Here is a 25450-nt window from a genome sequence, read left to right as displayed (position 1 = left end):
AATGAAAAAAACGTTGATGTTGTTAGCGATGGTGGTGGCGCTGGTGATTCTGCCGTTTTTTATTAACCACGGCGGTGAATATGGCGGTTCAGACGGAGAAGCGGAAAGCCAGATTCAGGCTATTGCGCCGCAGTATAAACCCTGGTTTCAGCCGTTATATGAACCTGCCAGCGGTGAAATTGAAAGCCTGCTGTTTACCCTTCAGGGCTCTCTTGGCGCGGCGGTGATTTTTTATATCCTGGGGTATTGCAAAGGTAAACAACGCCGTGATGACCGGGCTTGATCGACTCAGCTATCAAAGCCGCTGGGCACACGTTGCGCCGCAGCGCAAGTTTTTGCTGTGGCTGGCGATGATGATACTGGCGTTTGTTCTGCCGCCTGTAGGGCAGGGCATTGAGCTGCTGATCATTGCCGGATTGAGCTGTTGGCTATTGCGCATATCCCTCTGGCGCTGGTGTCGATGGATGGCGATACCTTTTGGATTTTTGTTGGTCGGCGTGATAACGATTATCTTCAGCATCAGCCGCGAGCCGCAAATGCTGCTGGCTGGCATCTCTGTCGGGCCGTACTGGATCGGGATTACCCGTGCGGGCGTGGTTACGGCGAATGAAACGTTCTGGCGTAGCCTGACGGCGCTGTCCGCGACGTTGTGGCTGGTGATGAACCTACCGTTTCCGCAGTTAATTAGCTTGCTTAAGCGCGCGCATATTCCACGCCTGCTTACCGAGCAAATCCTGTTAACGTGGCGCTTTCTCTTTATTCTTCTGGATGAGGCGGTGGCAATTCGTCGCGCGCAAACGCTGCGTTTTGGTTATTGCAGCCTGCCGAACGGCTATCGATCTCTGGCGATGCTGGCTGGACTCCTGTTTACGCGAGTGTTAATGCGTTATCAGCAAATGACCACCACGCTGGATATCAAACTGTATCAGGGTGATTTTCATCTGTAAGGACTATTATGCTTGCCACTTCAGACCTGTGGTTTCGTTATCAGGATGAGCCGGTACTTAAAGGGTTAAATCTGGATTTTTCGCTTTCGCCTGTTACCGGTTTGGTGGGCGCGAACGGCTGTGGGAAGTCTACGCTTTTTATGAACCTGAGCGGCCTGTTGCGTCCGCAAAAAGGGGCCGTGTTGTGGCAGGGAAAACCGCTGGATTACAGCAAGCGCGGACTACTGGCGCTGCGCCAGCAAGTTGCGACGGTTTTTCAGGACCCTGAACAGCAGATTTTTTATACTGATATCGATAGCGACATTGCGTTTAGTTTACGTAATTTGGGGGTGCCGGAGGCAGAAATCACGCGCCGCGTCGACGAGGCGCTAACGCTGGTTGACGCCCAACATTTTCGCCATCAGCCCATTCAGTGTTTGAGTCATGGGCAAAAAAAACGTGTGGCTATCGCCGGAGCGCTGGTGCTACAGGCGCGCTATCTATTGCTGGATGAACCCACTGCTGGTCTCGATCCCGCAGGGCGCACTCAGATGCTTGCTATCATCAGGCGGATTGTGGCGCAGGGAAATCATGTCATTATCTCCAGCCATGATATCGATCTTATTTATGAAATTAGCGATGCCGTATACGTGTTACGTCAGGGCCAGGTCCTGACGCATGGCGCGCCTGGCGAGGTTTTCGCGTGTACGGAAGCGATGGAACAAGCGGGGCTAACCCAGCCCTGGCTGGTCAAACTTCATACTCAACTGGGACTGCCGCTGTGTAAAACAGAAACGGAGTTTTTTCATCGAATGCAAAAGTGCGCATTCAGGGAGGCGTCATGACACAGGCAGTTATGTTGCAGGGGACGGCATCCGACGTCGGCAAAAGTGTGCTGGCGGCGGGTTTATGCCGCATTTTTTATCAGGATGGTCTGCGTACCGCGCCGTTTAAATCGCAAAATATGGCGCTTAATTCTGGTATTACGCCGGATGGCAAAGAGATGGGGCGGGCGCAGATTTTTCAGGCGGAAGCCGCGGGGATCACGCCAGATGTGCGTATGAATCCGGTGCTGCTCAAACCGACCAGCGATCGCCAGGCGCAGGTCGTGCTGATGGGGAAAGTGGCGACCAATATGGATGCGGTTAGTTACCATGACTATAAACCGCGTTTGCGTGAGCAAATCCTTGCGGTCTATAACAGCCTGGAGCAGGAATATGACGTTATTGTGCTGGAAGGCGCCGGAAGCCCGGCGGAAATCAATCTGCGCGATCGTGATATCGTCAATATGGGAATGGCGGAAATGGCCCAGTGTCCGGTTATTCTGGTGGCGGATATCGACCGGGGCGGCGTATTCGCCGCTATTTATGGCACGCTGGCGCTGCTGCATAAACAGGAGCGTGACAGAGTAAAGGGCGTCATTATCAACAAATTCCGCGGCGATGTGGCGCTGCTCTATTCCGGTATCGAACAAATCGAATCGCTTACCGGCGTCCCGGTCCTGGGAGTGATGCCGTGGCTGGATGTGGATCTGGAAGATGAAGATGGCGTCGCGCTGCAAAACGATAAATATCGCGGTAACGCCCCCCGTGATATCACTATTGCCATTGTGCAACTGCCACATATTTCTAACTTTACGGATTTTAACGCTCTGGCGGCGCAGCCGGATGTGCGCATACGCTATATTCGCCGCCCGGAAGCGTTGACTGACGTTGATCTGGTGATCCTGCCGGGCAGTAAGAATACGCTGAGCGACCTCGCCTGGCTGCGCGAAAGCAGGATGGCGGATGCGGTATTGCAGACACATCGGCAGGGCGTGCCAGTGATGGGAATTTGCGGCGGCTACCAGATGCTGGGCGACACCATTGTGGATGAGGTGGAGTCGGGGCTGGGTACGCAGCCGGGCCTGGGGCTGCTTAATACGATCACTCGCTTTGCACAGGATAAAACCACGACGCAGGTTAACGCGACAATGTCAGGCGAGCTGCCCGGCTGGCTGGCTGCCGCGGCGGGGCTACCGGTACGCGGCTATGAAATCCACATGGGGGAAACGGTGCTGCAGGAAGGATGCTGTACGGCCATGACGTTACAGAAAAATGGATGCTCTGTGGCGGATGGCGCGGTCACCGCCGACGGACTGGCATTTGGCACTTACCTTCACGGCCTGTTTGACAGCGATGCGTTTACCCGTGCGGTGGTCAATGGGTTACGGGCGCGAAAAGGACTTGCGCCGTGGGAAACGACTTTTTGTTATGCGGAGCATAAAGCGCGGCAATTTGATCTGCTGGCGGAAGCGATGCGGCAACATATTGATATTGATAAAATTTATACCATCATGCAACAACATCAGGAGCCGGTATGATGATTCTGGTGACGGGCGGGGCGCGTAGTGGTAAAAGCCGTCATGCTGAAACCTTAATTGGCGATGCGCCGCAGGTACTGTATATCGCCACCTCGCAGATTCTTGATGACGAGATGGCGGCGAGAATTCAGCATCATAAAGATGGCAGGCCGGCACACTGGCGGACCGCAGAATGCTGGCGGCATCTTGATACGTTGATTACCGCGGATCTTGCCCCTGACGACGCGATTTTGCTGGAATGTATTACCACCATGGTGACGAATCTGCTGTTTGCGCTGGGAGGAGAAAACGATCCCGAACAGTGGGATTACGCGGCGATGGAGCGCGCCATTGACGATGAAATTCAGATTTTAATTGCAGCCTGCCAGCGCTGCCCGGCGAAAGTGGTACTGGTGACAAATGAGGTGGGAATGGGGATCGTCCCGGAAAATCGTTTGGCGCGCCATTTTCGTGATATTGCCGGTCGGGTCAACCAACGACTGGCGGCAGCGGCGGATGAGGTCTGGCTGGTGGTCTCAGGTATTGGAGTCAAAATTAAATGAGTAAGCTGTTTTGGGCCATGCTCGCTTTTATTAGCCGCTTGCCCGTGCCGTCACGCTGGTCGCAGGGACTGGATTTCGAGCAGTATTCGCGTGGGATCGTGATGTTTCCCTTTATCGGATTGATTCTGGGGGGCGTAAGCGGCCTGATTTTCATCCTCCTGCAACCCTGGTGCGGTATTCCGCTAGCGGCGTTGTTCTGTATTCTGGCGCTGGCGCTGCTGACCGGTGGTTTTCACCTGGATGGGCTGGCCGATACCTGCGATGGCATTTTTTCCGCGCGCCGCCGTGAGCGAATGCTGGAGATTATGCGTGATAGTCGCCTGGGAACCCATGGCGGGCTGGCGCTTATTTTCGTGCTACTGGCAAAAATTCTGGTGGTCAGTGAACTGGCGTTACGTGGAACGCCAATGTTGGCGGCGCTGGCGGCGGCCTGTGCGGCTGGGCGTGGCAGCGCCGTTTTATTGATGTACCGTCATCGCTACGCCCGTGACGAGGGGCTCGGCAATGTATTTATCGGTAAAGTCAGCGGACGGCAAACCTGCATTACTCTGGGATTGGCGGTAATCGTCGCCACGGTATTACTGCCTGGTATGCAAGGACTGGCCGCAATGGTGGTCACACTCGCGGCGATTTTCATCCTTGGCCAGTTGCTTAAACGTACGCTTGGCGGTCAAACCGGCGATACGCTGGGCGCGGCGATCGAACTTGGCGAACTGATCTTTCTGCTGGCTCTGTTATGAGCCGATTATTACGGACGAGACATCTTATGCAGACACTACACGCTTTACTCCATGACATTCCTGCGCCGGACGCCGAGGCGATGGCGCGTGCGCAGCAACATATTGACGGCCTACTCAAACCGCCGGGCAGCCTGGGCAGGCTGGAGGCCTTAGCCGTTCAGCTCGCAGGAATGCCGGGTCTTAACGGTATGCCGCAGGTAGGTGAAAAGGCGATGCTGGTGATGTGCGCCGACCATGGCGTCTGGGATGAAGGCGTGGCGGTTTCGCCCAAAATCGTGACGGCGATTCAGGCGGCGAATATGACGCGGGGAACAACCGGCGTATGCGTGCTTGCCGCTCAGGCCGGTGCGAAGGTGCATGTCATTGATGTTGGTATTGATGCTGAACCTATTCCTGGCGTAGTTAATATGCGCGTCGCGCGCGGCTGCGGAAATATTGCCGTTGGCCCGGCGATGAGTCGCTCGCAGGCTGAGGAGCTTTTGTTGGAGGTTTCCCGCTACACCTGCGACCTGGCGCAACGCGGCGTGACCTTATTTGGCGTAGGGGAGCTGGGAATGGCGAACACTACGCCAGCCGCCGCGATGGTCAGCGTTTTTACAGGAAGTGATGCAAAAGAGGTGGTGGGGATTGGCGCTAATCTTCCGCCTTCCCGCATCGATAATAAAGTGGACGTCGTGCGGCGGGCGATTGCGATTAATCAGCCCAATCCGCGCGACGGCATTGATGTGTTATCGAAGGTGGGTGGTTTTGATTTGGTCGGGATGACCGGCGTGATGCTTGGCGCGGCAAGGTGTGGCTTACCCATATTGCTGGATGGCTTTCTTTCCTACTCGGCAGCGCTGGCGGCCTGTCAGATTGCGCCTGCGGTGAGACCTTATCTGATCCCGTCGCACTTTTCGGCGGAAAAGGGCACCCGCATCGCGCTCGCGCATTTGTCTATGGAGCCCTATTTGCATATGGCGATGCGGTTAGGTGAAGGAAGCGGCGCGGCGCTGGCGATGCCGATCGTGGAAGCCGCGTGCGCCATGTTCCACAATATGGGGGAGTTAGCGGCCAGTAATATTGTCCTGCCGGAGGGGAACGCAAACGCAACATAACCCGGGCGCACAACACCAGCCATGTGAGAAAAAAGCTATACTTAACGCACACCTGCCGCGACAAAGGAAGGGATATAATGCGTCGTACCACACCTTTTTTTCCGTTTTTCGTCTTGTTGGTAAGCCATTTCTCGCTGGCTATAAGCTATCCGTTGCCGCCCGAAGGCAGTCGTCTGGTAGGACAACCTGTCACAATTGCCGTACCGCAGAACAATACTCAGCCCTTAGAGTCATTTGCCGCCCGCTACGGTCAGGGGCTGAGTAATATGCTTGAAGCGAATCCCGGCGTGGATGTGTTTTTACCTCAGTCTGGTTCCACACTGGTGGTGCCGCAGCAGTTGATTCTGCCTGACACCGTTCGTGAAGGTATTGTGGTAAACGTCGCCGAGATGCGCCTTTATTATTATCCCGCAGGCACGAATACGGTTGAGGTGCTACCTATTGGTATTGGTCAGGCTGGCCGTGAAACGCCGCGCAACTGGGTAACTGCGGTTGAACGCAAACAAGATGGCCCGGTTTGGGTGCCAACGGCTAATACGCGTCGGGAATATGCTAAAGAGGGAAAAACGCTGCCAGCGATGGTGCCTGCGGGGCCGGATAACCCTATGGGGCTATACGCAATATATATCGGCAGGTTATATGCCATCCATGGCACTAACGCTAACTTTGGCATTGGCCTTCGCGTCAGTCAGGGCTGTATCCGTTTACGCAATGACGATATTAAATATTTATTTGACAATGTTCCTGTAGGAACCCGCGTTCAGATTATCGACAGGCCCGTTAAATTTTCGGTAGAGCCGGATGGCAGTCGTTGGCTAGAGGTACACGAACCGCTTTCTCGCAACCGTGCTGAATTTGAGTCAGACAAAAAAGTTCCATTGCCCGTTACGCCAGTGCTGCGCACGTTTATCAAAGGGGATGGCGTTGATACTTCGCGGGTTAATGAGGTGCTGGAGCGCCGTTCCGGAATGCCGGTCAACATTAGCGCAGGCAGGTCTGGCCTTTAAATATCCTGCCACATTGCTGGTTTTCATGGGCTGGAGTATCTGTATTAGTAGTGAGTGTCATGGCAGGGGCTTCATTTTCTCAGCGAACCGTGAGGCCCCCGATTAAGTCCCCAAAAACTATGGGTGTCAAAAAAACCGGCAAACCTTATCAGGTCAACCGGGTAAAGATAATTTTTTGTTTTTTAAACGTCTCCGGACTCACCAGGATGTCCCGAAACTAAAATCTGGCTCCTCTGACTGGACTCGAACCAGTGACATACGGATTAACAGTCCGCCGTTCTACCGACTGAACTACAGAGGAATCGTGTGGGGTCGTATATTAGCGGCGGAAAAATTTTTGTCAAACCCCATTTAACCCCTTACAGATTCGATTGCGGGTTATCTCATCACTTTGTTGCATTTGCAGACATTTTTTCTGCAAAAAGCTTTGCAGCCTTACGATTTCTCGCTCATTATTGAAATGTGGTTTCAACTCTCTTCTTTAAGGTCCATTTTGAACGTCTCCACTGCCTTACGCCAGGTTGTCGTCCGTACGCCCTGGTATGCCAAACGCAAGAGCTACAAAGTGTTGTTCTGGCGTGAAATCACCCCACTTGCTATCCCCATTTTTCTGGAAAATACCTGTGTTTTGCTAATGGGCGTGCTCAGTACTTTTCTCGTCAGTTGGCTGGGCAAGGAAGCAATGGCGGGCGTGGGGCTTGCCGACAGTTTTAATATGGTAATTATGGCTTTTTTTGCGGCTATCGATCTTGGTACTACGGTGGTGGTCGCCTTTAGCCTGGGCAAGCGCGACAGGCGACGGGCAAGGGCGGCGGCGCGCCAGTCGCTGGTGATTATGACGCTATTTGCCGTTGTGTTGGCAGTGGTCATTCATTATTTCGGCAGTGAAATTATTAATATTGTCGCAGGCGAGGCGACGCCAGAAGTAAAGGGGCTGGCGTTAACGTACCTTGAACTGACGGTGCTGAGTTATCCGGCTGCGGCAATTGCGCTAATCGGTAGCGGCGCGCTGCGTGGGGCTGGTAATACGAAAATCCCGTTGATGATTAACGGCGGGATGAACATTCTCAATATTATCATCAGCAGCATCCTGATTTACGGGGCTTTCTCCTGGCAAGGGCTGGGTTTTGCCGGCGCGGGGCTGGGATTAACCATTTCGCGCTACATCGGCGCGGTAGCGATTATTTGGGTGCTGATGATTGGTTTTAATCCGGCGCTGCGCATTCCGCTGAAAAGCTATCTGAAGCCGCTGAATTTCGGCATTATCTGGGAAGTGATGGGTATTGGTATTCCGGCGAGCATTGAGTCAGTGCTGTTCAACGGTGGCAAGCTACTGACACAAATGTTTGTCGCCGGAATGGGCACTAACGTTATTGCGGGTAACTTTATTGCCTTTTCCGTGGCGGCGCTTATCAACCTGCCGGGTAACGCCCTTGGTTCGGCGTCGACTATTATCACCGGTAAGCGTCTTGGTACCGGACAAATTGGTCAGGCAGAGCGTCAACTGCGCCATGTATTCTGGATGTCGACTATCGTACTTACGGCAATCGCCTGGGGGACAGCGCCGTTCGCGGGTCTGTTTGCCTCATTTTATACCCAGGAGCAGGACGTAAAAGAGGTAGTGAAAGTTCTGCTCTGGCTTAATGCTGCCTTTATGCCAATTTGGGCGGCCGCGTGGGTGTTGCCGTCGGGTTTTAAAGGCGCGCGCGATGTGCGATTTGCGATGTGGGTATCGATGCTGGGGATGTGGGGCTGTCGCGTTGTGGCAGGGTATACGCTTGGTATTGTGCTGGGTATGGGGGTTGTAGGGGTTTGGCTGGGGATGTTTCTTGACTGGGCCGTGCGCGGCGCACTGTTTTACTGGCGTCTGGTAAGCGGGCGCTGGCTGTGGAGATACCCGCGCGTAAAGAGGGAGTAAGCGCTTTTTGCTGTGAAAATCATCAGGAAACGGTGAATTTTAACCGAAGTGTGGAATAAAACAGCAAACGAACTTTTTTTGTGAAAACAGGCTTTGACAAGCCAGGGGCACCTCGTTAATATTCGCCCCGTTCAAACGATTCCTCTGTAGTTCAGTCGGTAGAACGGCGGACTGTTAATCCGTATGTCACTGGTTCGAGTCCAGTCAGAGGAGCCAAATTTCTGTTTCGGGACATCCTGGTAAGTCCGGAGACGTTTAAAAAACAAGAACTTATCTTTACCCGGTTGGCCTGCGAAGGCCTACCGGGTTTCTTGACATCCATAGTTTTTGGGGACTTAATCGGGGGCCTCACGGTTCGTTGAGAAAATGGAGCCCCCTCCTATGGCATTAACCGATACCGCTATCCGCAAGATCAAACCCGTATCAGTATGCTGACATATAGATGTGTTCGGTTCAAACGGAGCGATCACACAAGCTTGCCAGGTGATGCCCTTGGTGGGAATCGCGACTGTCTCTTTCATCTGATTTCAGATATTTCCCGTGATCTTGATCCGTTCTTTCCCAAAAGATTGATTTCTTTCATTCGAAACAAGGCTGTATAATAAGTAAACCAAAATAGCAGCTATAGAGTTTCTAATGGATACAGTAGAAGAACTAAATGGAACATACTTCTATGCAGGAAAATTCAATCTGACTGCTGCCGAACTTCTGTTTATGATTTTTTGTGAGAATACCGCAAGCCAGTTTGGGATTGGTGTTGCAGATTTCGGGGCCGTTGTTGCTCTGGTATCAGGTCGCAATAATCTCTGGACAAGGGCGAAACCCGCTGGAGCGACTAAAGGCACATCATACGCGTCCAGGACTGCACGTGCAGTGTTTAAAAAGTCAAAATTTCCCTTTGGAATATCCCTTCCGACATGGTTAGGCGGTTACACCCCGTGGACAGCCAGACGTGTTATGGTTCGTAACATTGCGCCGTTTGTTGGACGTTCCATTCCTTTGATCGGGGAAATTATCCTTGCCGCAGATGTGTCACAAATAACATATCGCACTATACGCGACTACAATACCATTGCTCGGGGCAATGATAAGTTATGGTAGACAATATTGAACAGCAAGTTTACGAGCTTGTACGGCCTTATGCTGGCACATATCTGTTCAACATTAAGCAAGTGGAATTAACACCAGAGATTGACCTTGATACTGATCTGAGCATTGATGAACTTGAAGCCGAAGATCTCATGAATAAGTTCTTCGAGAAACTCAATGTCGAGCGAGGTAACTTCAGAATAGAAACCTATTTTCCTAATCACCCTTTTTCATGGCATCCGTTCAAGAAAACGGAGCCTGTACCCGTCCCAGATTTCACTATCAGCATGCTGATCGAGTCAGCAAAAGCCGGGAAATGGTTATATGACTAATTTTAATGAATTTAACAAATGGCTGTACCAGTGCCCTTCTTTTTGAGCGATGATGGTGGCGCTAAGATAGTTCTCTTTTCTTTTTAAAGGGTTCATGTTTACTGCCGCCGCCCTTACGCTAACCCTTTTAGTTTCTTCCTTTGCTGTCATACTATCGAATGACGTGCCTCACCTGTGAACGCTAAGGAGAATAATATGGAAAATAAAGGCACAAACCTGACGCCCGAGCAAGCGCTGGATCGCCTGGAGGAGCTGTACGAGCAGTCGGTTAACGCGCTCCGTGAAGCCATCGCTGACTATGTTGATAACGGCACGCTGCCCGATCCCCATGCCAGGCTTAACGGACTGTTTGTTTATCCTTCGCTGTCTGTAAGCTGGGATGGCGCGACACCGAACCCGCCTAAAACACGCGCTTTTGGACGCTTTACTCATCCCGGCTGTTATACCACTACCGTTACGCGGCCTGCGCTATTTCGCGCTTATCTTCTGGAACAGCTTAACCTCGTTTACCATGATTATGGCGCGCATATTACGGTGGAGGCCTCGCACCATGAGATCCCGTATCCTTACGTGATCGACGGCTCAGCTCTGACGCTGGATCGTTCTATGAGCGCCGGGCTAACGCGCCATTTTCCTACCACAGAACTGGCGCAGATTGGCGATGAGACAGCAGACGGTCTGTTCCACCCCGGCGAATTCTATCCGTTATCGCACTTCGACGCGCGTCGTGTTGACTTCTCGTTGGCCCGGTTACGGCACTATACCGGTACGCCGGTTGAACATTTTCAGCCCTTCGTTTTGTTTACCAACTACACCCGCTATGTCGATGAGTTTGTGCGCTGGGGATGCAGCCAAATTCTTGATCCTGACAGTCCCTATGTCGCGCTTTCCTGTGCCGGCGGAGTTTGGATCACGGCAGAAACGGAAGCGCCGGAAGAGGCTATTTCCGATCTGGCCTGGAAGAAGCATCAGATGCCCGCCTGGCACCTGGTAACGGCAGATGGGCAGGGGATTACGCTGGTAAATATCGGTGTCGGCCCTTCAAATGCTAAAACGATTTGCGACCATTTGGCCGTGTTGCGGCCTGACGTCTGGCTTATGATTGGGCACTGTGGAGGGTTACGAGAAAGTCAGGCGATTGGTGATTATGTGCTGGCCCATGCCTACTTACGCGATGATCATGTGCTGGATGCTGTTCTGCCGCCTGATATTCCTATTCCAAGCATTGCGGAAGTACAGCGTGCGCTGTACGACGCTACCAAAGCGGTTAGCGGAATGCCCGGCGAAGAGGTGAAACAGCGACTGCGCACGGGAACGGTCGTCACCACGGATGACCGTAACTGGGAGCTTCGTTATTCCGCATCGGCGTTGCGATTCAATCTTAGCCGCGCGGTTGCGATTGATATGGAGAGCGCGACGATTGCAGCCCAGGGCTATCGCTTTCGTGTGCCTTACGGCACGTTGCTTTGTGTTTCTGACAAACCTTTACACGGTGAAATTAAACTGCCCGGGCAGGCAAACCGGTTTTATGAGGGGGCTATTTCAGAACATTTGCAAATTGGTATTCGTGCTATTGATTTGCTACGCGCAGAAGGTGATCGTTTGCACTCACGTAAATTACGCACGTTTAATGAGCCACCGTTTCGCTAACGAAATGAGCTGTCGCCTGCTGTTGGACAGGAGCGGAAGAGGCGTATTTATATGATATGGAAAGTGGCTGAGTGAAGCCTTATCGGGAGGCGATTCTGCATCCCGCTAAGGCCTTATTGTGCCGCGAGCTCCATCACCATCACCGGATACCTGTCGCTGATAATCACGTCTACGGCAGGAAACGCGCCGGAAGGCGAAAGCATTGCGTCGCACTTCGCGCTCCTTGAGCGCCTGACCCACCAGCTCGGATTGACAAGCAGATACAGATCGTGTGAATCGGTCAGTTTAAAGGGGTTATCAAAAGGCTTGATACTGCGGATTTTCGTGTCGGACAGGAATATAGGGTGGTCACGCCATTATCGAACTGAAATGGCCCCAAATCAGACCACCAATTTCGCCGGATACGCAGGAAAAACCAGACACACATCGGGAAAGATTTTCACTATAACTTATTGAAATATAAGGTAATAAGAATTTATAAGTAAGCCTGAAAACAGGAATTTGGCTCCTCTGACTGGATACTGATATTGATTTATCATATTGAATTTATGAAGATTTTATTTTTAAAATTGGAGTGAAGCCCTCAATAAGGCGCCAAACGCAATAACTATTCTGAAATGTGATATTTGTCATGTTTTAGATTACTCTTTGGCCGTAAGTGGGCATAACAGACAGCTTTGTGTCAAAGTGGACATCGGTTATGTAATTACCTGAGTGCCAAAGCCAAAATATCAGTACGATAACCAACTCAATACGAAATTTGTGAGTTGGTTTGTAATGGTTCGGTTAAATTTCACTGTGTTCTTTTGGCTTAATTACAAATAAGGCAATCAAGACACTAATTGATGCAGCAAGCAGAACCATATTATTTACTGCATCATAAGCGAAAATATATGAGAACGGGCTATCAAATTAACATTACTTACTTGTTACTAACTCACTGTAAGTTAATTTAGTTAAGTACTTAACATAGCCTACTGCGTTTTCTTTAATCACTTCTCTGGAAGGATTATATTCTGCACCATAAAAGGCAAAGTGTGGAACATATTCAGCACCAACATATTTAATCGTAATTTCAAATGGGCGAAGTACTTCTTGCATGGTAAATTTATAACGGCCATTCGCCATATAGTCTGCAAGTTCAATACCGGCAGTTACAGCCAAAGCTATTTTTTTATTCTTCAGCTTATCGCCTGTAGAGCCGTATGCCCATCCATAAAGAAACACTTCATCCAGCCATTGTTTCAACATGGGAGGGCAGTTGAACCAGTAAACTGGGAACTGCAAAACCAGCGACTCATGTTGCTCAACCAGTCTTTGCTCAGTCTCGATATTGATCCTGCCGTCAGGGTATGCTTTATAAAGCTCATGGACAGTAAACTGATCAGGATACTTTTTTAACTCATTTATCCAACACTGATTAACAACTGAATTTTCAATATTTGGATGAGCGACAACTATAAGCGTTTTTTTCATCATTTCCTCATTCAGGACTGACTTGCGATTGGGTTACTCAGGAGTATATGATTGGCCCTGTCGTTTGTGAAGTACGCAAATTTAGGTTATATACTTACCAAAAGGAGAGTGTAAATGGTGACTGAGACATGCTCACAGACTGGTATCAACCTGGAGGAAACCGATTTTGGTTATACTCTTTCCTTAATTAGCGGGAAATATAAAATGATAGTTATGTACTGGTTAAATGAAAATAAACCAGTCATGCGATACAACGAGCTTAAACGCCGCATCGGTACGATTTCTTTCAAAACTCTGAGTAATACTCTGAAAGAACTCGAACAAGATGGAATAATCAATAGGGTGGAGTATCCTCAAATACCGCCCAAAGTTGAATACAGTCTTTCAAAACGAGGGGAATCATTAATGCCAATTCTGGATTTAATGTGTGATTGGGGTGGGAAAAACCGCAACTAATAATTTAGTGGTGTGGATACAGATGATGAACAACTCTGAGTAATTCTCAACTGTTCATAGCAGACTTCGGCGATCGGTGTAATGATTGGCATCGCTCAGTCCGGCTGGTGACTGGTGATGCTTAGCGATTGATCAGATCGCACAATCCGGGCTGAGTTCCCTCAAAGCGATCTGCTATTCCACACTATTTAGGAACACGTTATCGTAGCTTAGCTGATAGCCTGCATATCATGATAGATAAATGCAGATATTTTCTGAATCACTTCAAAGTGTAATCCTTAGGGGGCGAATGGCTATATCCCGTTCTTAGCCGACTGTCAGAACTGGCTATACACCTGCGCCACATACCGCTCACGCTCGTCACCATGCCCCAAATCCATCGCTACCATCGCCAGCGCCTCTTTCCTGCTAAACTCCTGCGCCAGATAGTGACGAAGGCTAGCTTCTAGCTTCTTCTCTTTGCCATCAATGCGGTACTTCATGTACCAGAGTTTTGAGCCGTTGGGTTTGATCAGCAGGTTGGGTTCTGAACCGTCGGTGATCTTGAAGGATTTCTCGGTGAGTTTGATCTTGCGGATAGCGGTATCGGTTAATGCCATAGGAGGGGGCTCCATTTTCTCAACGAACCGTGAGGCCCCCGATTAAGTCCCCAAAAACTATGGATGTCAAGAAACCCGGTAGGCCTTCGCAGGCCAACCGGGTAAAGATAAGTTCTTGTTTTTTAAACGTCTCCGGACTTACCAGGATGTCCCGAAACAGAAATTTGGCTCCTCTGACTGGACTCGAACCAGTGACATACGGATTAACAGTCCGCCGTTCTACCGACTGAACTACAGAGGAATCGTGTGAACGGGGCGCATAGTAACGATGTGCGATCGGCTTGTCAAAGGGGGAAATAAGATTGCGCGTTTGTTTGCTGACAAAAACAACAAAGCGTTGAAGTTTTGATCTAATCCCTGCTTTGCCCCGGCATGGCGCAACTTTGTCTGTAATTGCACAAGTCAAATTTTCCTGAAGGATTTTTTCATCAGCCTGTTTTTTTGCGTTCGGGTCAATCCCCTGAGCCAGCTACCTTTTAGCCTCGTCACGGCATTATCTGGCATCGGCAAGCGATACAGCAGGGTAAACCCCAATGGAAAACACCTCCTGATTGCCATAATAGCGGTAGCCCAACTGCCAGTATTTCGAACCGATAGAGGCCAAACCCGCCAGTGAGCTTGACGGCCTTTTCCGCTGGTCTGGCATTTTTTACTTTGGTATCAGTCAGTGACATGACGGTTCCCTCGGCGTACCGGTAAAACGCAAATCGAACCAGCTTTACCAGCAAAAGGGTATAGCTTCGAATGATTTTTAGTGAACGAGGGTGAACCTGAAGAAGGAGATAACCAGTTGATATAAATGCAGAAAGCAGACGTCAGTGAACGTCTGCTTCCCTAAATTTGGCTCCTCTGACTGGACTCGAACCAGTGACATACGGATTAACAGTCCGCCGTTCTACCGACTGAACTACAGAGGAATTGTTTCAACGAGGCGCATAATACTGGGCCCGCTATAACGTGTCAACAGTAAAATTAACGCGCCAATTCAATTGGTTAATTAACCCACAAAGTGAGGAATTAATGTTCGGATTCCTCGCCGTAGTCGCCTTCGGCAGCGCTTACCCGTAAGCGCTGAGAAGGATCCTGGCGATAGAACTGGCAAAAACGCTGCCATAGCGCCGGGAAACGCGGAGCAAACAGTTCTGGCGCGCTGAAAAAATACTCTGACAACACGGCAAAACATTCTGCAGGGTCGGTGGCGGCATAGGCATCTATACTGGCAGCGCTTTCGCCAACAAGATCGATTTCATCCTGAATATTATTCATTGCCGCGTGGAGATCGTGTTCCCAGCCAGCCACATCGCGCAACGGGATGAAAGGGATGCCGCTGGCGCGATCGCCATTACGCATATCCAGTTTGTGCGCGACTTCATGAATAATGAGGTTGAAACCCGAAGCATCGAACGAGTCCTGGATATCCAGCCAGTTCAGAATGATGGGCCCTTGTTGCCAGCTTTGCCCCGACTGTACGACACGCTGGCTGTGCACCAGACCTATGTCATCTTCCCATTCATCATCTACCACAAAGGGCGCGGGATAAATGAGCACTTCATGAAAACCATCAAGCCACTCAATACCGAGCTCCAGGATCGGTAAGCAAAAAATTAACGCAATACGTGCACTTTTTAACGAGTCGAGCTCAAATCCCTGTAGCGCTACCAGTCTTTTCTGCTGCAAAAAACGTTCGGCTAGCGCAATAAGCCGAGCCTGTTCTTGCGCGGTGAGGTTTACCAGAAGAGGTATAGCCAGCGCATCATCCCACGGCCAGTCTTCATTCTGGGTTATTTCTTGTGCTTTCCAGGGCCACTTAATCATCGTTTTGCTCGTAAACTCGTCACTTGAACAAAATTACCCGAATAGGGTCTGTTAAAATGCCAAATTACCTGGCATCATTGCAATATACGGAGAGATGCCGGAGCGGCTGAACGGACCGGTCTCGAAAACCGGAGTAGGGGCAACTCTACCGGGGGTTCAAATCCCCCTCTCTCCGCCACAATTCAAACACTTAGCTCATCTTCTTTCAGCGATCAGTCTCACACTTAGAATACACTTAGAATATTCTGTTAGAATATTACGTGAAAAACGTATCGCCATCTTATGCTTTTTCTGCCAGAAGAGGGGGCCAGGGATGGTGTTATTTTTACTTTTCGATCATAAGTCAACTCCTGGTTTTCTGCCCCGCTCTTTCGCCGTACCCCATCTGGATTAATATTGATGTCACTAGCGGCGATTTAACGCCGTCGTCCTCGGTAATCGTCGTACCCGGCCTGTTGCCCGAAATGTTCCCCTGTAGACATGGGCGCAGGGCGAAAGATTAATTGCTGTCAGGGAAACGCGCTGGCGCGTGGCGATAACTTACGCTGCGGGACTGTCGACGCTGTACAGAAAATCTGGCCTCCAGGCTGGCTTAAATATGCGCACATGACAATACAACCGGAAAATTTACAAAACCCATAATTTGAACTGAGAGAGAAACTTACAAACGAAGCGACGAAGATTTAAACAGCCGTAGCGACTCCGGTATCTTGCGCGCATGTTCAAATAATACTACTGTATATAAAAACAGTATTCGAGGTATGGATTATGGAATTTTTCAGACCTACAGAGTTGCGCGAAATTATTCCTCTCCCATTTTTCAGTTACTTAGTGCCGTGTGGATTCCCCAGCCCCGCGGCGGACTACATTGAGCAGCGTATCGATCTTAATGAGTTGCTCGTTTCTCATCCCAGCTCAACATATTTTGTCAAAGCCACGGGTGATTCAATGATTGAAGCCGGCATCAGCGACGGTGACCTGCTGGTGGTGGATAGCTCACGGAACGCTGACCACGGTGACATTGTAATTGCGGCAATTGAAGGAGAGTTCACCGTAAAACGGTTGCAGTTGCGCCCGACAGTGCAGTTAATCCCCATGAACGGCGCCTATCGACCTATACCTGTCGGCAGTGAAGACACGCTCGACATATTTGGGGTGGTGACCTTTATCATTAAAGCGGTCAGTTGATTATGTTCGCGCTCTGCGATGTTAATAGCTTTTACGCCTCCTGCGAAACGGTCTTTCGTCCTGATTTATGTGGCCGACCGGTGGTGGTGTTATCAAACAATGATGGCTGCGTTATCGCGTGTAGCGCCGAGGCGAAACAGCTCGGTATCGCACCAGGTGAGCCATACTTCAAACAGAAAGAACGCTTCCGGCGATCCGGTGTTGTTTGCTTCAGCAGTAATTACGAGCTTTACGCTGATATGTCGAACCGGGTAATGACCACACTCGAGGAGATGGTGCCGCGGGTAGAAATTTACAGCATTGATGAGGCTTTTTGTGATCTGACGGGGGTACGAAACTGCCGGGATCTGACAGATTTCGGGCACGAGATAAGAGCGACGGTCCTGAAGCGCACGCACCTGACTGTCGGTGTAGGCATTGCCCAGACGAAAACCCTTGCCAAGCTGGCTAATCATGCTGCGAAAAAGTGGCAGCGCCAGACCGGCGGGGTGGTTGACCTATCGAACATCGATCGCCAGCGTCGGCTGCTGGCCCTGATACCCGTAGAGGATGTCTGGGGTGTCGGCAGGCGTATCAGTAAGAAGCTCAATGCCCTGGGCATCAAGACTGCTCTCGATCTCTCTGAACAAAGTACCTGGATCATCAGGAAACACTTCAATGTCGTGCTGGAGCGTACCGTGAGAGAGCTTCGCGGAGAGCCATGTCTGGAGCTTGAAGAGTTTGCGCCGGCAAAGCAGGAAATCGTTTGTAGCCGCTCTTTCGGCGAGCGGGTCACAGACTATGAAGAAATGCGCCAGGCTATTTACAGCTACGCTGCGCGCGCGGCAGAAAAACTCCGCGGCGAGCACCAGTACTGCCGTTTCATCTCAACATTCGTCAAAACATCACACTTTGCCCTGAACGAGCCCTACTACGGTAACAGCGCCGCGGTGACGCTTCTCACCCCCACGCAGGATTCACGCGACATTATCAATGCGGCTGTGAAGTGCCTGGATAAAATCTGGCGCGACGGCCATCGCTACCAGAAAGCGGGGGTGATGCTGGGTGACTTCTTCAGTCAGGGCGTAGCGCAACTCAACCTTTTCGACGATAACGCGCCGCGCGCCGGTAGTGAGAAGCTGATGGAAGTACTGGACCATCTTAACGCAAAAGCCGGGAAGGGGACGCTGTACTTCGCCGGGCAGGGGATGTCGCAACAGTGGGCTATGAAGCGAGAAATGCTTTCGCCTCGGTACACCACAAGATACTCTGATCTACTGCGTGTTAAGTAACTTGTGCGATCAATGCCTGAGATGGTTGCCAAATCATCCCCGTTCTCTAACCGGTTTTGGTCGCACAAGATCACAGGAACCTCTCACGATGAGGCGCATGTATCCTGGTTTACGACATCAGGAAATGTGGCGCGTTTATTGCCAGGTAGGCGTTGTGAGACGTCACTTATTTACGCCAGGTTTCAGCCGTAGCGACGGACATGGATAAAAAGAATATGGCAATCAGCGGGATAATGCTAAAAAACAATTAATATTTTTTTAACAAAACTAAAGCTTGCTATGTGCAGTTAACCATGCGTTAATGGTTGTGCGGTTTGATACAAACTTATCTGAAGTAGTGATTGTAATATTTCTCATCATTTGTTCCTCTTGAGATCTCCTTTAGGTTTTTTTCTCTCTGATAATTTTCTTCAGGCCATTTTGCCCAAGGGCTCATTCAAAAGGTAACAATATTATGACGACGAAAATCACTGGTTTAGTAAAATGGTTTAACCCTGAAAAGGGCTTTGGTTTCATTACGCCTAAAGATGGCAGCAAAGATGTGTTTGTGCATTTTTCCGCCATTCAAAGTAATGAATTCCGCACTCTGAATGAAAATCAGGAAGTGGAGTTTTCAGTAGAGCAGGGACCAAAAGGTCCATCAGCGGTCAACGTTGTGGCGCTTTAAGGCAACTGATATTACTAATAAAATTCACTTCCGGTGTCCATGTTGCCATGGTTCACAATACAGAACATCGACATTCGATGTTACTGAGCAAAACCCGTTTGGCGCGAAATGTATTTTTTGTAAGTCAACCATGATCACTTTTGATAATGTTGGATTATACATTCGCTCAGGACAGGTTCCGCCAGATTTTAGAAAATAATTCATATTAGCTCCGTACAGGAGCTTTTTTATGCCCGGATGATTATCATCTATAGACGCTGACATCCATCATCTATAGTGGCATTTTCCTTTCCCCAAAAGTGTTATTTCTCTTGCAGACAGCGCCTGAAAAGAGCGACGTTGTCTTCATCTATCCGATGAAGCCAGGTCACCTGTCTTTGCGCCGTTATCCGTTATTTAATTCTTGCCCTATAATAACAAGCCCGCGCTAAGCACGGGCTTGAATAACATAAAGCGTCTTAGAACTGGTAGACCAGACCAACACCTACGATATCATCGGTTGCAATACCGTTGTTTGCGTAGAAGTCATCATCTTCGTCCAGCAGGTTGATTTTATAATCAACGTAGGTGGACATATTTTTGTTGAAGTAGTAAGTCATACCGACGTCAACATATTTAACCAGATCTTTGTCGGTGTAACGATAGTTACCACGGCTATCTATATCCTGGCCGCCTAAATCTTTGCCCTTAGACTGCAAGTAGGCGATGGACGGACGCAGACCGAAATCGAACTGATACTGCGCAACCACTTCAAAGTTCTGGGTTTTGTTAGCGATACCGCCGCCACCTAACTTACCGTCTGCAGATTGATAGTCGCCGTCTCCATAAGAGGTCATATTGCGGGTTTCAGAGTACATCGCCGCCAGGTATACGTTATAGGCGTCATATTTGACACCTACGGTCCAGGCTTCGGCAGTTTCACCGCCGGCATCATTGTTGCCATAGTAATGATGACCATCACCATATCCATTACCCACTTGGGCATCGGTACGGTCTGAGCTTGAATAAGCAGCCCCCAGGCTTAACCCGAAGTCAAAGTCATAAGAGGTAGAGATGCCGAAACCGTCACCGTTTTCTTTATCTATGCCGCGGTTAGTTCCGTTACCGGAGCCTTCCTGGCCAAATCCGTTATTGCCACTTTCGTTATTACCCTGGTATTGCAGTGCGAAGTTCCAGCCTTCCACTAGGCCGAAGAAGTCGGTGTTACGATAGGTGGCCAGGCCGTTAGCACGCTGAAGCATATATACATCTGTCTGGGTGTAAGAGTCGCCGCCGAATTCCGGCAGCACATCGGTCCAGGCTTCAACGTCGTAGATAACACCATAGTTACGGCCATAATCGAAAGAGCCGTACTCGCCGAATTTCAGACCGGCAAAGCCCAGACGAGTCCAGGACGTATCCCTGTTACCTTCAGTGCCACTCGCCTGCATGTTGTATTCCCACTGACCATAGCCGGTCAGCATATCGTTGATCTGCGTCTCACCCTTAAAGCCAATACGGGCGTAGGACTTATCGCCGTCGTCGCCTGCATTGTCAGAGAAGTAACGCAGACCATCAACTTTGCCGTACAGGTCGAGTTTGTTGCCATTTTTATTATAAATTTCAGCCGCATTTGCTGCGCCTGCCACTAATAACGCCGGGACAAGCAGTGCCAGAACTTTTCTGTTCATTATGTATTCCCTTATGATAATAATTTATATGAATATGTAGCCACTTCAACAAAACTACAAATTGATACTATTCTATGAAGTTCATGGAATTTAAAAAATAACATGTAACAAAGGTATTTAAAATATTTCAATTTGTTTCTATTTGGTTTTTTATAATAAAGACTATATAAGTAACTAAGAATATATATTCTATAATTATCATTTTTTATCAATGGGTTATGTGTTTTGATTTGATGGTTGTTGGTGTGAATATAATTTGTTTTTTATATGTATTTGATGCTTTGATTATGAAAAAACATAAAAAAAAACCGGCATAAATGCCGGTAATGTGGGTAATGATAAAATAAATGATAAAAGGCTAATAACCGAATCATTCTGACACTTAATGATAATAAAATAAAACGCTATCGCGGTGCGTAAAAATAAGTTGTTCTGGTTATGGGTTATTCTGCATCAGAGTGCGATTCAATCACCATTCCCTTATTTAACAGCAGGTTCAGCGCCAGGCGTAACATTAACTGAGAATAAACTATTTGTGGAATGAATAACCAAAACAGGTGGATAAGGTATTCTATGGTCGAAATGTGACTAATGTCACATTATAATGTAATTAATGTCATATGACTTACATCACAAAAGCGGAGTAAAGTTTGAGTACCAGGGAGGACAACGCCACCCGTAGCATGGGTGGCAAATTAGCGTTATGGGTTTTTTATACCTTTTGCGGCTACTTCATCTGGGCGATGGCGCGTTGCGTGTGGCTGATGTCCGCCATACAAACCGAGCCGGTTCTCGGCCCAATCAGCACTCCTGGCAGCGCAACGGAAAAATGGCTTAACGCGCTTTCGCTGGGCGTCGTCTGGCTTATTCTGGGGAGTATTGTCTGGTATACCCGGCCTCGCAAAAACAGGGCTTATCCCGCCGACACTCAGCCAGAAACGCGCAAGCACGCAGGGATGTAAAGTGGTGGCGGATATGTCAGGATAGCGAACCCTGTGCTCAGGCATGTAATAAAAATGGTCTGCTATAAAGAGAGGGCGTATGGACTCAGGATACTGGCAATCGCAGTTTGAAGACTGGCTACGTCACCACCACCAGGAACAGGATGCCGCGCATGACATCTTCCATTTTCGTCGTGTTTGGGCAACCGCGCAAACGCTGGGGAAAAACAGTCCTGTCGACTGGCTGGTGGTGCTATCGGCATGTTATTTCCATGACATTGTCAGCCTGGCGAAAAATCATCCGCAGCGGCATCGCTCTTCCATTCTGGCGGCGGCAGAAACCCGGCGTATTTTTCTGCGGGATTTTCCTGACTTTCCGGCAGAAAAACTGGCGGGCATTTGTCATGCTATCGAAGCGCATAGCTTCAGCGCAAAAATTGCGCCTACCACGCCAGAGGCAAAAATCGTGCAGGATGCAGACAGGCTGGAGGCGTTGGGCGCTATTGGTCTGGCGCGGGTCTTCGCGGTCTCCGGCGCGCTGGGCGTCGCGCTGTTTGATGCCGACGATCCCTTTGCCGACAGACGGCCTCTTAACGATAAGCAATTCGCGCTCGACCATTTTCAAACCAAGCTGCTGAAACTGCCGCTGACGATGCAGACCGAACGGGGCAAGTACCTGGCGCAGCGTAATGCGGATTTTCTGGTGTCGTACATGGCGAAACTGAGCGCTGAGCTGAAAGGCGACTATGAAACACGGGATGAGGCGGTCATCCAGATGTTTGCTACGCATCAGTAACCCCTGTCGCTGAAACGTAAACCGCGTCATTTTATGTTAGTCTGTCGGCAATTATTTTTGGCCGGTTAAATGTATGCAGGAAAATATTTCAGTAACACACGCCCGGAACCTCATCGCCGACGACGCCGGAAGCGAGATCCAGGCGATGCTGAGTCAATTGCTGGAAATCTACGATGTTAAAACGCTGGTGGCGCACCTTAACGGCCTGGGCGAGCAGCACTGGAGCCCGGCCATCTTAAAGCGCGTAATGATGAACGCGGCATGGCATCGTTTGAGCGACAATGAACTCACCTGTCTTAAAACAGGGTTGCCGACGCCGCCAGCGCATCATCCGCATTACGCCTTTCGTTTTATCGATCTCTTCGCGGGCATCGGCGGCATTCGCCGCGGATTTGAAGCGATAGGCGGACAGTGCGTGTTTACCAGCGAATGGAATAAGCACGCGGTACGGACATATAAAGCGAACTATTTTTGCGATCCGCTGCAACATCGCTTTAATGAAGATATCCGCGATATCACATTGAGCCACCGGGAAGGGGTCAGCGATGATGAGGCGGCGGAACACATTCGCCAGCATATTCCGCAACATGATGTCCTGCTGGCGGGCTTTCCCTGTCAGCCATTTTCTCTGGCGGGCGTTTCCAAGAAAAATGCGCTGGGCCGCGCCCACGGCTTTGCCTGCGAGACTCAGGGGACGTTATTTTTTGATGTCGTAAGAATTATCGACGCTCGCCGCCCCGCGCTGTTTGTGCTGGAAAACGTGAAAAACCTTAAAAGTCACGACCAGGGCAACACTTTCCGCATTATTATGCAAACGCTCGATGAACTGGGATATGACGTGGCGGATGCCGCTGACAATGGCCCGGACGATCCGAAAATTATCGACGGGCAGCACTTTCTTCCTCAGCATCGGGAACGTATTGTGTTGGTGGGATTCCGTCGCGATTTAAACCTGAAAACCGATTTTACGTTACGCAATATCGCCCGCTGTTATCCACCGCGCCGTCCGACGCTGGCAGAACTGCTGGAGCCCGTCGTCGAAGCCAAATATATCCTGACGCCGGTGCTGTGGAAATATTTATATCGCTACGCGAAAAAGCACCAGGCGCGGGGAAACGGTTTTGGCTATGGCATGGTTTACCCTGACAATCCGGAAAGTGTGGCGCGCACGTTATCTGCTCGCTACTACAAAGATGGCGCCGAAATTCTGATCGATCGTGGTTGGGATATGGCGAAAGGCGAAGTGAATTTCGACGATGCTGGCAACCAACAACATCGTCCCCGCCGACTCACGCCGAGAGAGTGCGCGCGTTTAATGGGATTTGAGGCGCCGCAAACGTACCAGTTCAGGATACCTGTCTCGGATACGCAGGCCTATCGCCAGTTTGGCAACTCCGTGGTGGTGCCGGTATTTGCCGCGGTAGCAAAGCTGCTGGAACCCAAAATTCACCAGGCGGTGACGCTGCGTCAGAGAGAGACGGTAGATGGCGGACGTTCACGATAAAGCCACGCGCAGTAAAAATATGCGCGCGATAGCGACCCGCGATACGGCTATTGAAAAACGTCTTGCCGGCCTGCTAAGCGCGCAGGGGATTACGTTTCATACTCAGGACGCGACATTACCGGGCAAGCCGGACTTTGTGGTGAATGACTATGATTGTGTGATTTTTACTCACGGCTGCTTTTGGCATCATCACCACTGTTATCTGTTCAAAGTACCGGCCACGCGAACGGCTTTCTGGCTGGAAAAAATCGGTAAGAACGTTGAGCGCGATGAGCGCGATATTCAGCGTTTACAGGCGCTTGGCTGGCGGGTACTGATCGTCTGGGAGTGTGCCTTGCGCGGACGAGCGAAATTGAGCGACGCGGCGTTGGCGGAGCGCCTGGAAGAGTGGATCTGCGGCGGCGGCGCCAGCGCGCAGATCGACACCCAGGGGATTCATCTACTGGCGTGAATCTTCCGTTTTACACGGCGTGACCACCGCCCTGGCGGGAAACAGGTACTTACCCAGAGTCACCAACACTACGGCAAACACAATCACACCCAGCGCGGCCCATTCAACGGGCGATAACCTCTCACCGCCCAGGCCAGTGCCAAGCAACACGGCGACAACCGGATTCACATAGGCGTAGCTGGTCGCCAGCGCCGGACTGACGTTGCGAATCAGGTACATATAGGCATTAATGGCGATAATAGAACCGAACAACGCCAGGTAGCCGACGGCCATAAACCCCGATAAGCCAAGCAGCGTGGCGAGCTTTTCGCCGGAAAGAAATGCCGCGCAAAGCAATACCACGCCCGCCGCCAGCATTTCAATCGCACCCGCCATCATGCCCACAGGGAGGGCGATGCGCGAGCCGTAAACGGAACCAAATGCCCAGCTCATCGAACCTATCAGGATCAAAATCGCGCCCCACGGATTGCCGCTTAAGTTGCCGCCGCTGTTCAGCAGAATAATCCCGGCAAGTCCAATGGCAATCCCCACCCATTCTAATTTGCGCGTTTTAATACCAAAAAAGTAGCTAAAGCACAGCGTAAATAGCGGGACAGTGGCGACCACGACGGCAGCAATGCCCGATGGCACGTTTTGATGCTCCGCCACCGTCACCAGGCCGTTACCCACCGCCAGCAGCAGTAGACCAATCAGCGCGGCGTTGATGGTCTGGCGCAGCGGCGGAAGTTTTTCGCCGCGCAGCAGCAAAAACGCCATGAGCAACATCCCCGCCGAGAGAAAACGTACGCCTGCCATCATCAGCGGCGGCCAGCTTTCAACGCCTATGCGGATAACAAAATAGGTAGACCCCCAAATGATGTACAAGGCAAAAAGCGCGCCAAAAAGAGGTAATAACTGCCGGAAACGCATAATCACTCACGGTGAAATAAAAAGGGTGGATATAGTAAACGTCA

At 50.3% G+C, this 25450-nt stretch carries 27 protein-coding genes, 5 tRNA genes and 2 pseudogenes; 23 read left to right on the top strand and 11 right to left on the bottom strand.

Annotated elements, in window-relative coordinates; all coding sequences use genetic code 11:
• Position 1: 1 nt before the first annotated feature.
• The 8 genes from NAZ64_RS11920 to ldtA all read left to right on the top strand — a co-directional run bounded on the left by NAZ64_RS11920 (position 2) and on the right by ldtA (position 6674).
• Complete coding sequence (locus tag NAZ64_RS11920) at positions 2-283, top strand: energy-coupling factor ABC transporter substrate-binding protein (protein ID WP_000753212.1); 282 nt, start codon at positions 2-4, stop codon at positions 281-283.
• Positions 270-947: an energy-coupling factor ABC transporter transmembrane protein gene (locus tag NAZ64_RS11915; RefSeq protein ID WP_000147137.1), complete on the top strand. Its 678-nt coding sequence runs from the start codon at positions 270-272 to the stop codon at positions 945-947. Before NAZ64_RS11920 ends, NAZ64_RS11915 begins: the two co-directional genes overlap by 14 nt.
• Positions 948-955: 8 nt before the next feature.
• Positions 956-1771 (top strand): energy-coupling factor ABC transporter ATP-binding protein, encoded by an 816-nt coding sequence (locus NAZ64_RS11910; RefSeq protein WP_000881544.1) that lies wholly within the window; start codon positions 956-958, stop codon positions 1769-1771.
• A complete protein-coding gene (locus tag NAZ64_RS11905) occupies positions 1768-3288 on the top strand; it encodes a cobyric acid synthase (RefSeq protein ID WP_220569816.1) in 1521 nt (506 codons plus the stop codon). The genes NAZ64_RS11910 and NAZ64_RS11905 overlap by 4 nt, the downstream gene beginning before the upstream one ends.
• Positions 3285-3830: a bifunctional adenosylcobinamide kinase/adenosylcobinamide-phosphate guanylyltransferase gene (gene cobU / locus NAZ64_RS11900; RefSeq protein ID WP_000973193.1), complete on the top strand. Its 546-nt coding sequence runs from the start codon at positions 3285-3287 to the stop codon at positions 3828-3830. The genes NAZ64_RS11905 and cobU overlap by 4 nt, the downstream gene beginning before the upstream one ends.
• Complete coding sequence (gene cobS / locus NAZ64_RS11895; RefSeq protein ID WP_023201846.1) at positions 3827-4570, top strand: adenosylcobinamide-GDP ribazoletransferase; 744 nt, start codon at positions 3827-3829, stop codon at positions 4568-4570. Before cobU ends, cobS begins: the two co-directional genes overlap by 4 nt.
• A 26-nt stretch (positions 4571-4596) precedes the next feature.
• Positions 4597-5667 (top strand): nicotinate-nucleotide--dimethylbenzimidazole phosphoribosyltransferase, encoded by a 1071-nt coding sequence (gene cobT / locus NAZ64_RS11890; RefSeq protein ID WP_220569817.1) that lies wholly within the window; start codon positions 4597-4599, stop codon positions 5665-5667.
• Positions 5668-5744: 77 nt separating this feature from the next.
• Positions 5745-6674 (top strand): L,D-transpeptidase, encoded by a 930-nt coding sequence (gene ldtA, locus NAZ64_RS11885; RefSeq protein ID WP_079982561.1) that lies wholly within the window; start codon positions 5745-5747, stop codon positions 6672-6674.
• 225 nt (positions 6675-6899) lie between these two features.
• On the opposite strand, the gene NAZ64_RS11880 is transcribed toward ldtA, so the two are convergent.
• Positions 6900-6975: transfer RNA gene (locus tag NAZ64_RS11880), tRNA-Asn, on the bottom strand.
• A 159-nt stretch (positions 6976-7134) separates the two neighbouring features.
• Between NAZ64_RS11880 and NAZ64_RS11875 the strand changes: the two genes are divergently transcribed.
• The 4 genes from NAZ64_RS11875 to NAZ64_RS11860 all read left to right on the top strand — a co-directional run bounded on the left by NAZ64_RS11875 (position 7135) and on the right by NAZ64_RS11860 (position 10013).
• Entirely contained in the window at positions 7135-8592 is a 1458-nt protein-coding gene (locus tag NAZ64_RS11875; protein WP_001542574.1) for an EmmdR/YeeO family multidrug/toxin efflux MATE transporter, read from the top strand.
• A 140-nt stretch (positions 8593-8732) separates the two neighbouring features.
• Positions 8733-8808 (top strand) — tRNA-Asn (locus NAZ64_RS11870).
• 420 nt (positions 8809-9228) lie between these two features.
• Positions 9229-9693 (top strand): STM2901 family protein, encoded by a 465-nt coding sequence (locus tag NAZ64_RS11865; protein ID WP_047605665.1) that lies wholly within the window; start codon positions 9229-9231, stop codon positions 9691-9693.
• Entirely contained in the window at positions 9687-10013 is a 327-nt protein-coding gene (locus NAZ64_RS11860; protein WP_000228159.1) for a DUF1493 family protein, read from the top strand. Before NAZ64_RS11865 ends, NAZ64_RS11860 begins: the two co-directional genes overlap by 7 nt.
• Here the strand turns inward: NAZ64_RS11860 and NAZ64_RS11855 are convergent.
• Positions 10002-10163, bottom strand: a complete 162-nt coding sequence (locus NAZ64_RS11855) for a cytoplasmic protein (protein WP_079944179.1) — start codon at positions 10161-10163, stop codon at positions 10002-10004. The two genes, NAZ64_RS11860 and NAZ64_RS11855, sit on opposite strands and share 12 nt — an antisense overlap.
• A 45-nt stretch (positions 10164-10208) precedes the next feature.
• On the opposite strand from NAZ64_RS11855, the gene NAZ64_RS11850 reads away from it, so the two are divergent.
• Positions 10209-11663, top strand: a complete 1455-nt coding sequence (locus NAZ64_RS11850) for an AMP nucleosidase (protein ID WP_076935361.1) — start codon at positions 10209-10211, stop codon at positions 11661-11663.
• Positions 11664-11908: 245 nt separating this feature from the next.
• Here the strand turns inward: NAZ64_RS11850 and NAZ64_RS11845 are convergent.
• A pseudogene (locus NAZ64_RS11845) lies at positions 11909-12004 on the bottom strand (Arm DNA-binding domain-containing protein); the annotation flags it as partial.
• A gap of 577 nt (positions 12005-12581) precedes the next feature.
• On the bottom strand, positions 12582-13139 hold the full coding sequence (locus NAZ64_RS11840; RefSeq protein WP_023201872.1) for an NAD(P)H-dependent oxidoreductase: 558 nt from the start codon (positions 13137-13139) through the stop codon (positions 12582-12584).
• Between the two features lie 114 nt (positions 13140-13253).
• Between NAZ64_RS11840 and NAZ64_RS11835 the strand changes: the two genes are divergently transcribed.
• Complete coding sequence (locus NAZ64_RS11835; RefSeq protein WP_023137514.1) at positions 13254-13595, top strand: winged helix-turn-helix transcriptional regulator; 342 nt, start codon at positions 13254-13256, stop codon at positions 13593-13595.
• Between the two features lie 317 nt (positions 13596-13912).
• Here NAZ64_RS11835 and NAZ64_RS11830 read toward each other — a convergent pair whose 3' ends face one another.
• The 5 genes and pseudogenes from NAZ64_RS11830 to mtfA form a co-directional block, all read right to left on the bottom strand.
• Positions 13913-14194: an Arm DNA-binding domain-containing protein gene (locus NAZ64_RS11830; protein ID WP_310887704.1), complete on the bottom strand. Its 282-nt coding sequence runs from the start codon at positions 14192-14194 to the stop codon at positions 13913-13915.
• A gap of 165 nt (positions 14195-14359) precedes the next feature.
• A tRNA-Asn gene (locus NAZ64_RS11825) sits at positions 14360-14435 on the bottom strand.
• Positions 14436-14603: 168 nt separating this feature from the next.
• Positions 14604-14868: pseudogene (locus NAZ64_RS11820) on the bottom strand (Arm DNA-binding domain-containing protein); the annotation flags it as partial.
• Positions 14869-15035: 167 nt separating this feature from the next.
• A tRNA-Asn gene (locus NAZ64_RS11815) sits at positions 15036-15111 on the bottom strand.
• Between the two features lie 100 nt (positions 15112-15211).
• A complete protein-coding gene (mtfA, locus tag NAZ64_RS11810; RefSeq protein ID WP_000598920.1) occupies positions 15212-16009 on the bottom strand; it encodes a DgsA anti-repressor MtfA in 798 nt (265 codons plus the stop codon).
• Between the two features lie 88 nt (positions 16010-16097).
• Here mtfA and NAZ64_RS11805 point away from each other — a divergent pair.
• The 5 genes from NAZ64_RS11805 to ymcF all read left to right on the top strand — a co-directional run bounded on the left by NAZ64_RS11805 (position 16098) and on the right by ymcF (position 19334).
• Positions 16098-16187: transfer RNA gene (locus NAZ64_RS11805), tRNA-Ser, on the top strand.
• A gap of 590 nt (positions 16188-16777) precedes the next feature.
• Entirely contained in the window at positions 16778-17197 is a 420-nt protein-coding gene (locus tag NAZ64_RS11800; protein ID WP_000394197.1) for a translesion error-prone DNA polymerase V autoproteolytic subunit, read from the top strand.
• Positions 17198-17199: 2 nt separating this feature from the next.
• Positions 17200-18468 (top strand): Y-family DNA polymerase, encoded by a 1269-nt coding sequence (locus NAZ64_RS11795; RefSeq protein ID WP_183058210.1) that lies wholly within the window; start codon positions 17200-17202, stop codon positions 18466-18468.
• A gap of 454 nt (positions 18469-18922) precedes the next feature.
• Positions 18923-19135, top strand: a complete 213-nt coding sequence (gene cspE / locus NAZ64_RS11790; RefSeq protein ID WP_000208509.1) for a transcription antiterminator/RNA stability regulator CspE — start codon at positions 18923-18925, stop codon at positions 19133-19135.
• A 10-nt stretch (positions 19136-19145) separates the two neighbouring features.
• Positions 19146-19334: a cold shock small protein YmcF gene (gene ymcF / locus NAZ64_RS11785; protein WP_024131109.1), complete on the top strand. Its 189-nt coding sequence runs from the start codon at positions 19146-19148 to the stop codon at positions 19332-19334.
• Positions 19335-19593: 259 nt separating this feature from the next.
• Here the strand turns inward: ymcF and ompC are convergent, their stop codons facing one another.
• A complete protein-coding gene (gene ompC / locus NAZ64_RS11780; RefSeq protein WP_183052435.1) occupies positions 19594-20805 on the bottom strand; it encodes a porin OmpC in 1212 nt (403 codons plus the stop codon).
• 650 nt (positions 20806-21455) lie between these two features.
• Between ompC and drpB the strand changes: the two genes are divergently transcribed.
• The 4 genes from drpB to NAZ64_RS11760 all read left to right on the top strand — a co-directional run bounded on the left by drpB (position 21456) and on the right by NAZ64_RS11760 (position 24497).
• On the top strand, positions 21456-21767 hold the full coding sequence (gene drpB, locus NAZ64_RS11775; RefSeq protein WP_483640937.1) for a cell division protein DrpB: 312 nt from the start codon (positions 21456-21458) through the stop codon (positions 21765-21767).
• 79 nt (positions 21768-21846) lie between these two features.
• Positions 21847-22542: a phosphohydrolase gene (locus NAZ64_RS11770; RefSeq protein ID WP_115285905.1), complete on the top strand. Its 696-nt coding sequence runs from the start codon at positions 21847-21849 to the stop codon at positions 22540-22542.
• 73 nt (positions 22543-22615) lie between these two features.
• On the top strand, positions 22616-24046 hold the full coding sequence (locus NAZ64_RS11765; RefSeq protein ID WP_001157315.1) for a DNA cytosine methyltransferase: 1431 nt from the start codon (positions 22616-22618) through the stop codon (positions 24044-24046).
• The gene (locus tag NAZ64_RS11760) at positions 24027-24497 is read left to right on the top strand and encodes a very short patch repair endonuclease (RefSeq protein WP_000785978.1); all 471 of its coding nucleotides are present in this window, start codon (positions 24027-24029) and stop codon (positions 24495-24497) included. The genes NAZ64_RS11765 and NAZ64_RS11760 overlap by 20 nt, the downstream gene beginning before the upstream one ends.
• On the opposite strand, the gene yedA is transcribed toward NAZ64_RS11760, so the two are convergent.
• On the bottom strand, positions 24486-25406 hold the full coding sequence (gene yedA, locus NAZ64_RS11755) for a drug/metabolite exporter YedA (protein ID WP_220569818.1): 921 nt from the start codon (positions 25404-25406) through the stop codon (positions 24486-24488). The two genes, NAZ64_RS11760 and yedA, sit on opposite strands and share 12 nt — an antisense overlap.
• Positions 25407-25450: the final 44 nt, after the last annotated feature.

The organism is Salmonella sp. A1325 (assembly GCF_056991255.1).
Note: the sequence above shows the minus strand (reverse complement) of the source record. Positions and strands in the feature narration are given on the sequence as shown.

Bases quoted from the DNA above. Each gene is read 5' to 3' on its own strand.
- NAZ64_RS11920 (WP_000753212.1), top strand. From the start codon at position 2: ATGAAAAAAACGTTGATGTTGTTAGCGATGGTGGTGGCGCTGGTGATT.
- NAZ64_RS11915 (WP_000147137.1), top strand. From the start codon at position 270: ATGACCGGGCTTGATCGACTCAGCTATCAAAGCCGCTGGGCACACGTT.
- NAZ64_RS11910 (WP_000881544.1), top strand. From the start codon at position 956: ATGCTTGCCACTTCAGACCTGTGGTTTCGTTATCAGGATGAGCCGGTA.
- NAZ64_RS11905 (WP_220569816.1), top strand. From the start codon at position 1,768: ATGACACAGGCAGTTATGTTGCAGGGGACGGCATCCGACGTCGGCAAA.
- cobU (WP_000973193.1), top strand. From the start codon at position 3,285: ATGATGATTCTGGTGACGGGCGGGGCGCGTAGTGGTAAAAGCCGTCAT.
- cobS (WP_023201846.1), top strand. From the start codon at position 3,827: ATGAGTAAGCTGTTTTGGGCCATGCTCGCTTTTATTAGCCGCTTGCCC.
- cobT (WP_220569817.1), top strand. From the start codon at position 4,597: ATGCAGACACTACACGCTTTACTCCATGACATTCCTGCGCCGGACGCC.
- ldtA (WP_079982561.1), top strand. From the start codon at position 5,745: ATGCGTCGTACCACACCTTTTTTTCCGTTTTTCGTCTTGTTGGTAAGC.
- NAZ64_RS11875 (WP_001542574.1), top strand. From the start codon at position 7,135: ATGTGGTTTCAACTCTCTTCTTTAAGGTCCATTTTGAACGTCTCCACT.
- NAZ64_RS11865 (WP_047605665.1), top strand. From the start codon at position 9,229: ATGGATACAGTAGAAGAACTAAATGGAACATACTTCTATGCAGGAAAA.
- NAZ64_RS11860 (WP_000228159.1), top strand. From the start codon at position 9,687: ATGGTAGACAATATTGAACAGCAAGTTTACGAGCTTGTACGGCCTTAT.
- NAZ64_RS11855 (WP_079944179.1), bottom strand. From the start codon at position 10,163: ATGACAGCAAAGGAAGAAACTAAAAGGGTTAGCGTAAGGGCGGCGGCA.
- NAZ64_RS11850 (WP_076935361.1), top strand. From the start codon at position 10,209: ATGGAAAATAAAGGCACAAACCTGACGCCCGAGCAAGCGCTGGATCGC.
- NAZ64_RS11840 (WP_023201872.1), bottom strand. From the start codon at position 13,139: ATGAAAAAAACGCTTATAGTTGTCGCTCATCCAAATATTGAAAATTCA.
- NAZ64_RS11835 (WP_023137514.1), top strand. From the start codon at position 13,254: ATGGTGACTGAGACATGCTCACAGACTGGTATCAACCTGGAGGAAACC.
- NAZ64_RS11830 (WP_310887704.1), bottom strand. From the start codon at position 14,194: ATGGCATTAACCGATACCGCTATCCGCAAGATCAAACTCACCGAGAAA.
- mtfA (WP_000598920.1), bottom strand. From the start codon at position 16,009: ATGATTAAGTGGCCCTGGAAAGCACAAGAAATAACCCAGAATGAAGAC.
- NAZ64_RS11800 (WP_000394197.1), top strand. From the start codon at position 16,778: ATGGAATTTTTCAGACCTACAGAGTTGCGCGAAATTATTCCTCTCCCA.
- NAZ64_RS11795 (WP_183058210.1), top strand. From the start codon at position 17,200: ATGTTCGCGCTCTGCGATGTTAATAGCTTTTACGCCTCCTGCGAAACG.
- cspE (WP_000208509.1), top strand. From the start codon at position 18,923: ATGACGACGAAAATCACTGGTTTAGTAAAATGGTTTAACCCTGAAAAG.
- ompC (WP_183052435.1), bottom strand. From the start codon at position 20,805: ATGAACAGAAAAGTTCTGGCACTGCTTGTCCCGGCGTTATTAGTGGCA.
- NAZ64_RS11770 (WP_115285905.1), top strand. From the start codon at position 21,847: ATGGACTCAGGATACTGGCAATCGCAGTTTGAAGACTGGCTACGTCAC.
- NAZ64_RS11765 (WP_001157315.1), top strand. From the start codon at position 22,616: ATGCAGGAAAATATTTCAGTAACACACGCCCGGAACCTCATCGCCGAC.
- NAZ64_RS11760 (WP_000785978.1), top strand. From the start codon at position 24,027: ATGGCGGACGTTCACGATAAAGCCACGCGCAGTAAAAATATGCGCGCG.
- yedA (WP_220569818.1), bottom strand. From the start codon at position 25,406: ATGCGTTTCCGGCAGTTATTACCTCTTTTTGGCGCGCTTTTTGCCTTG.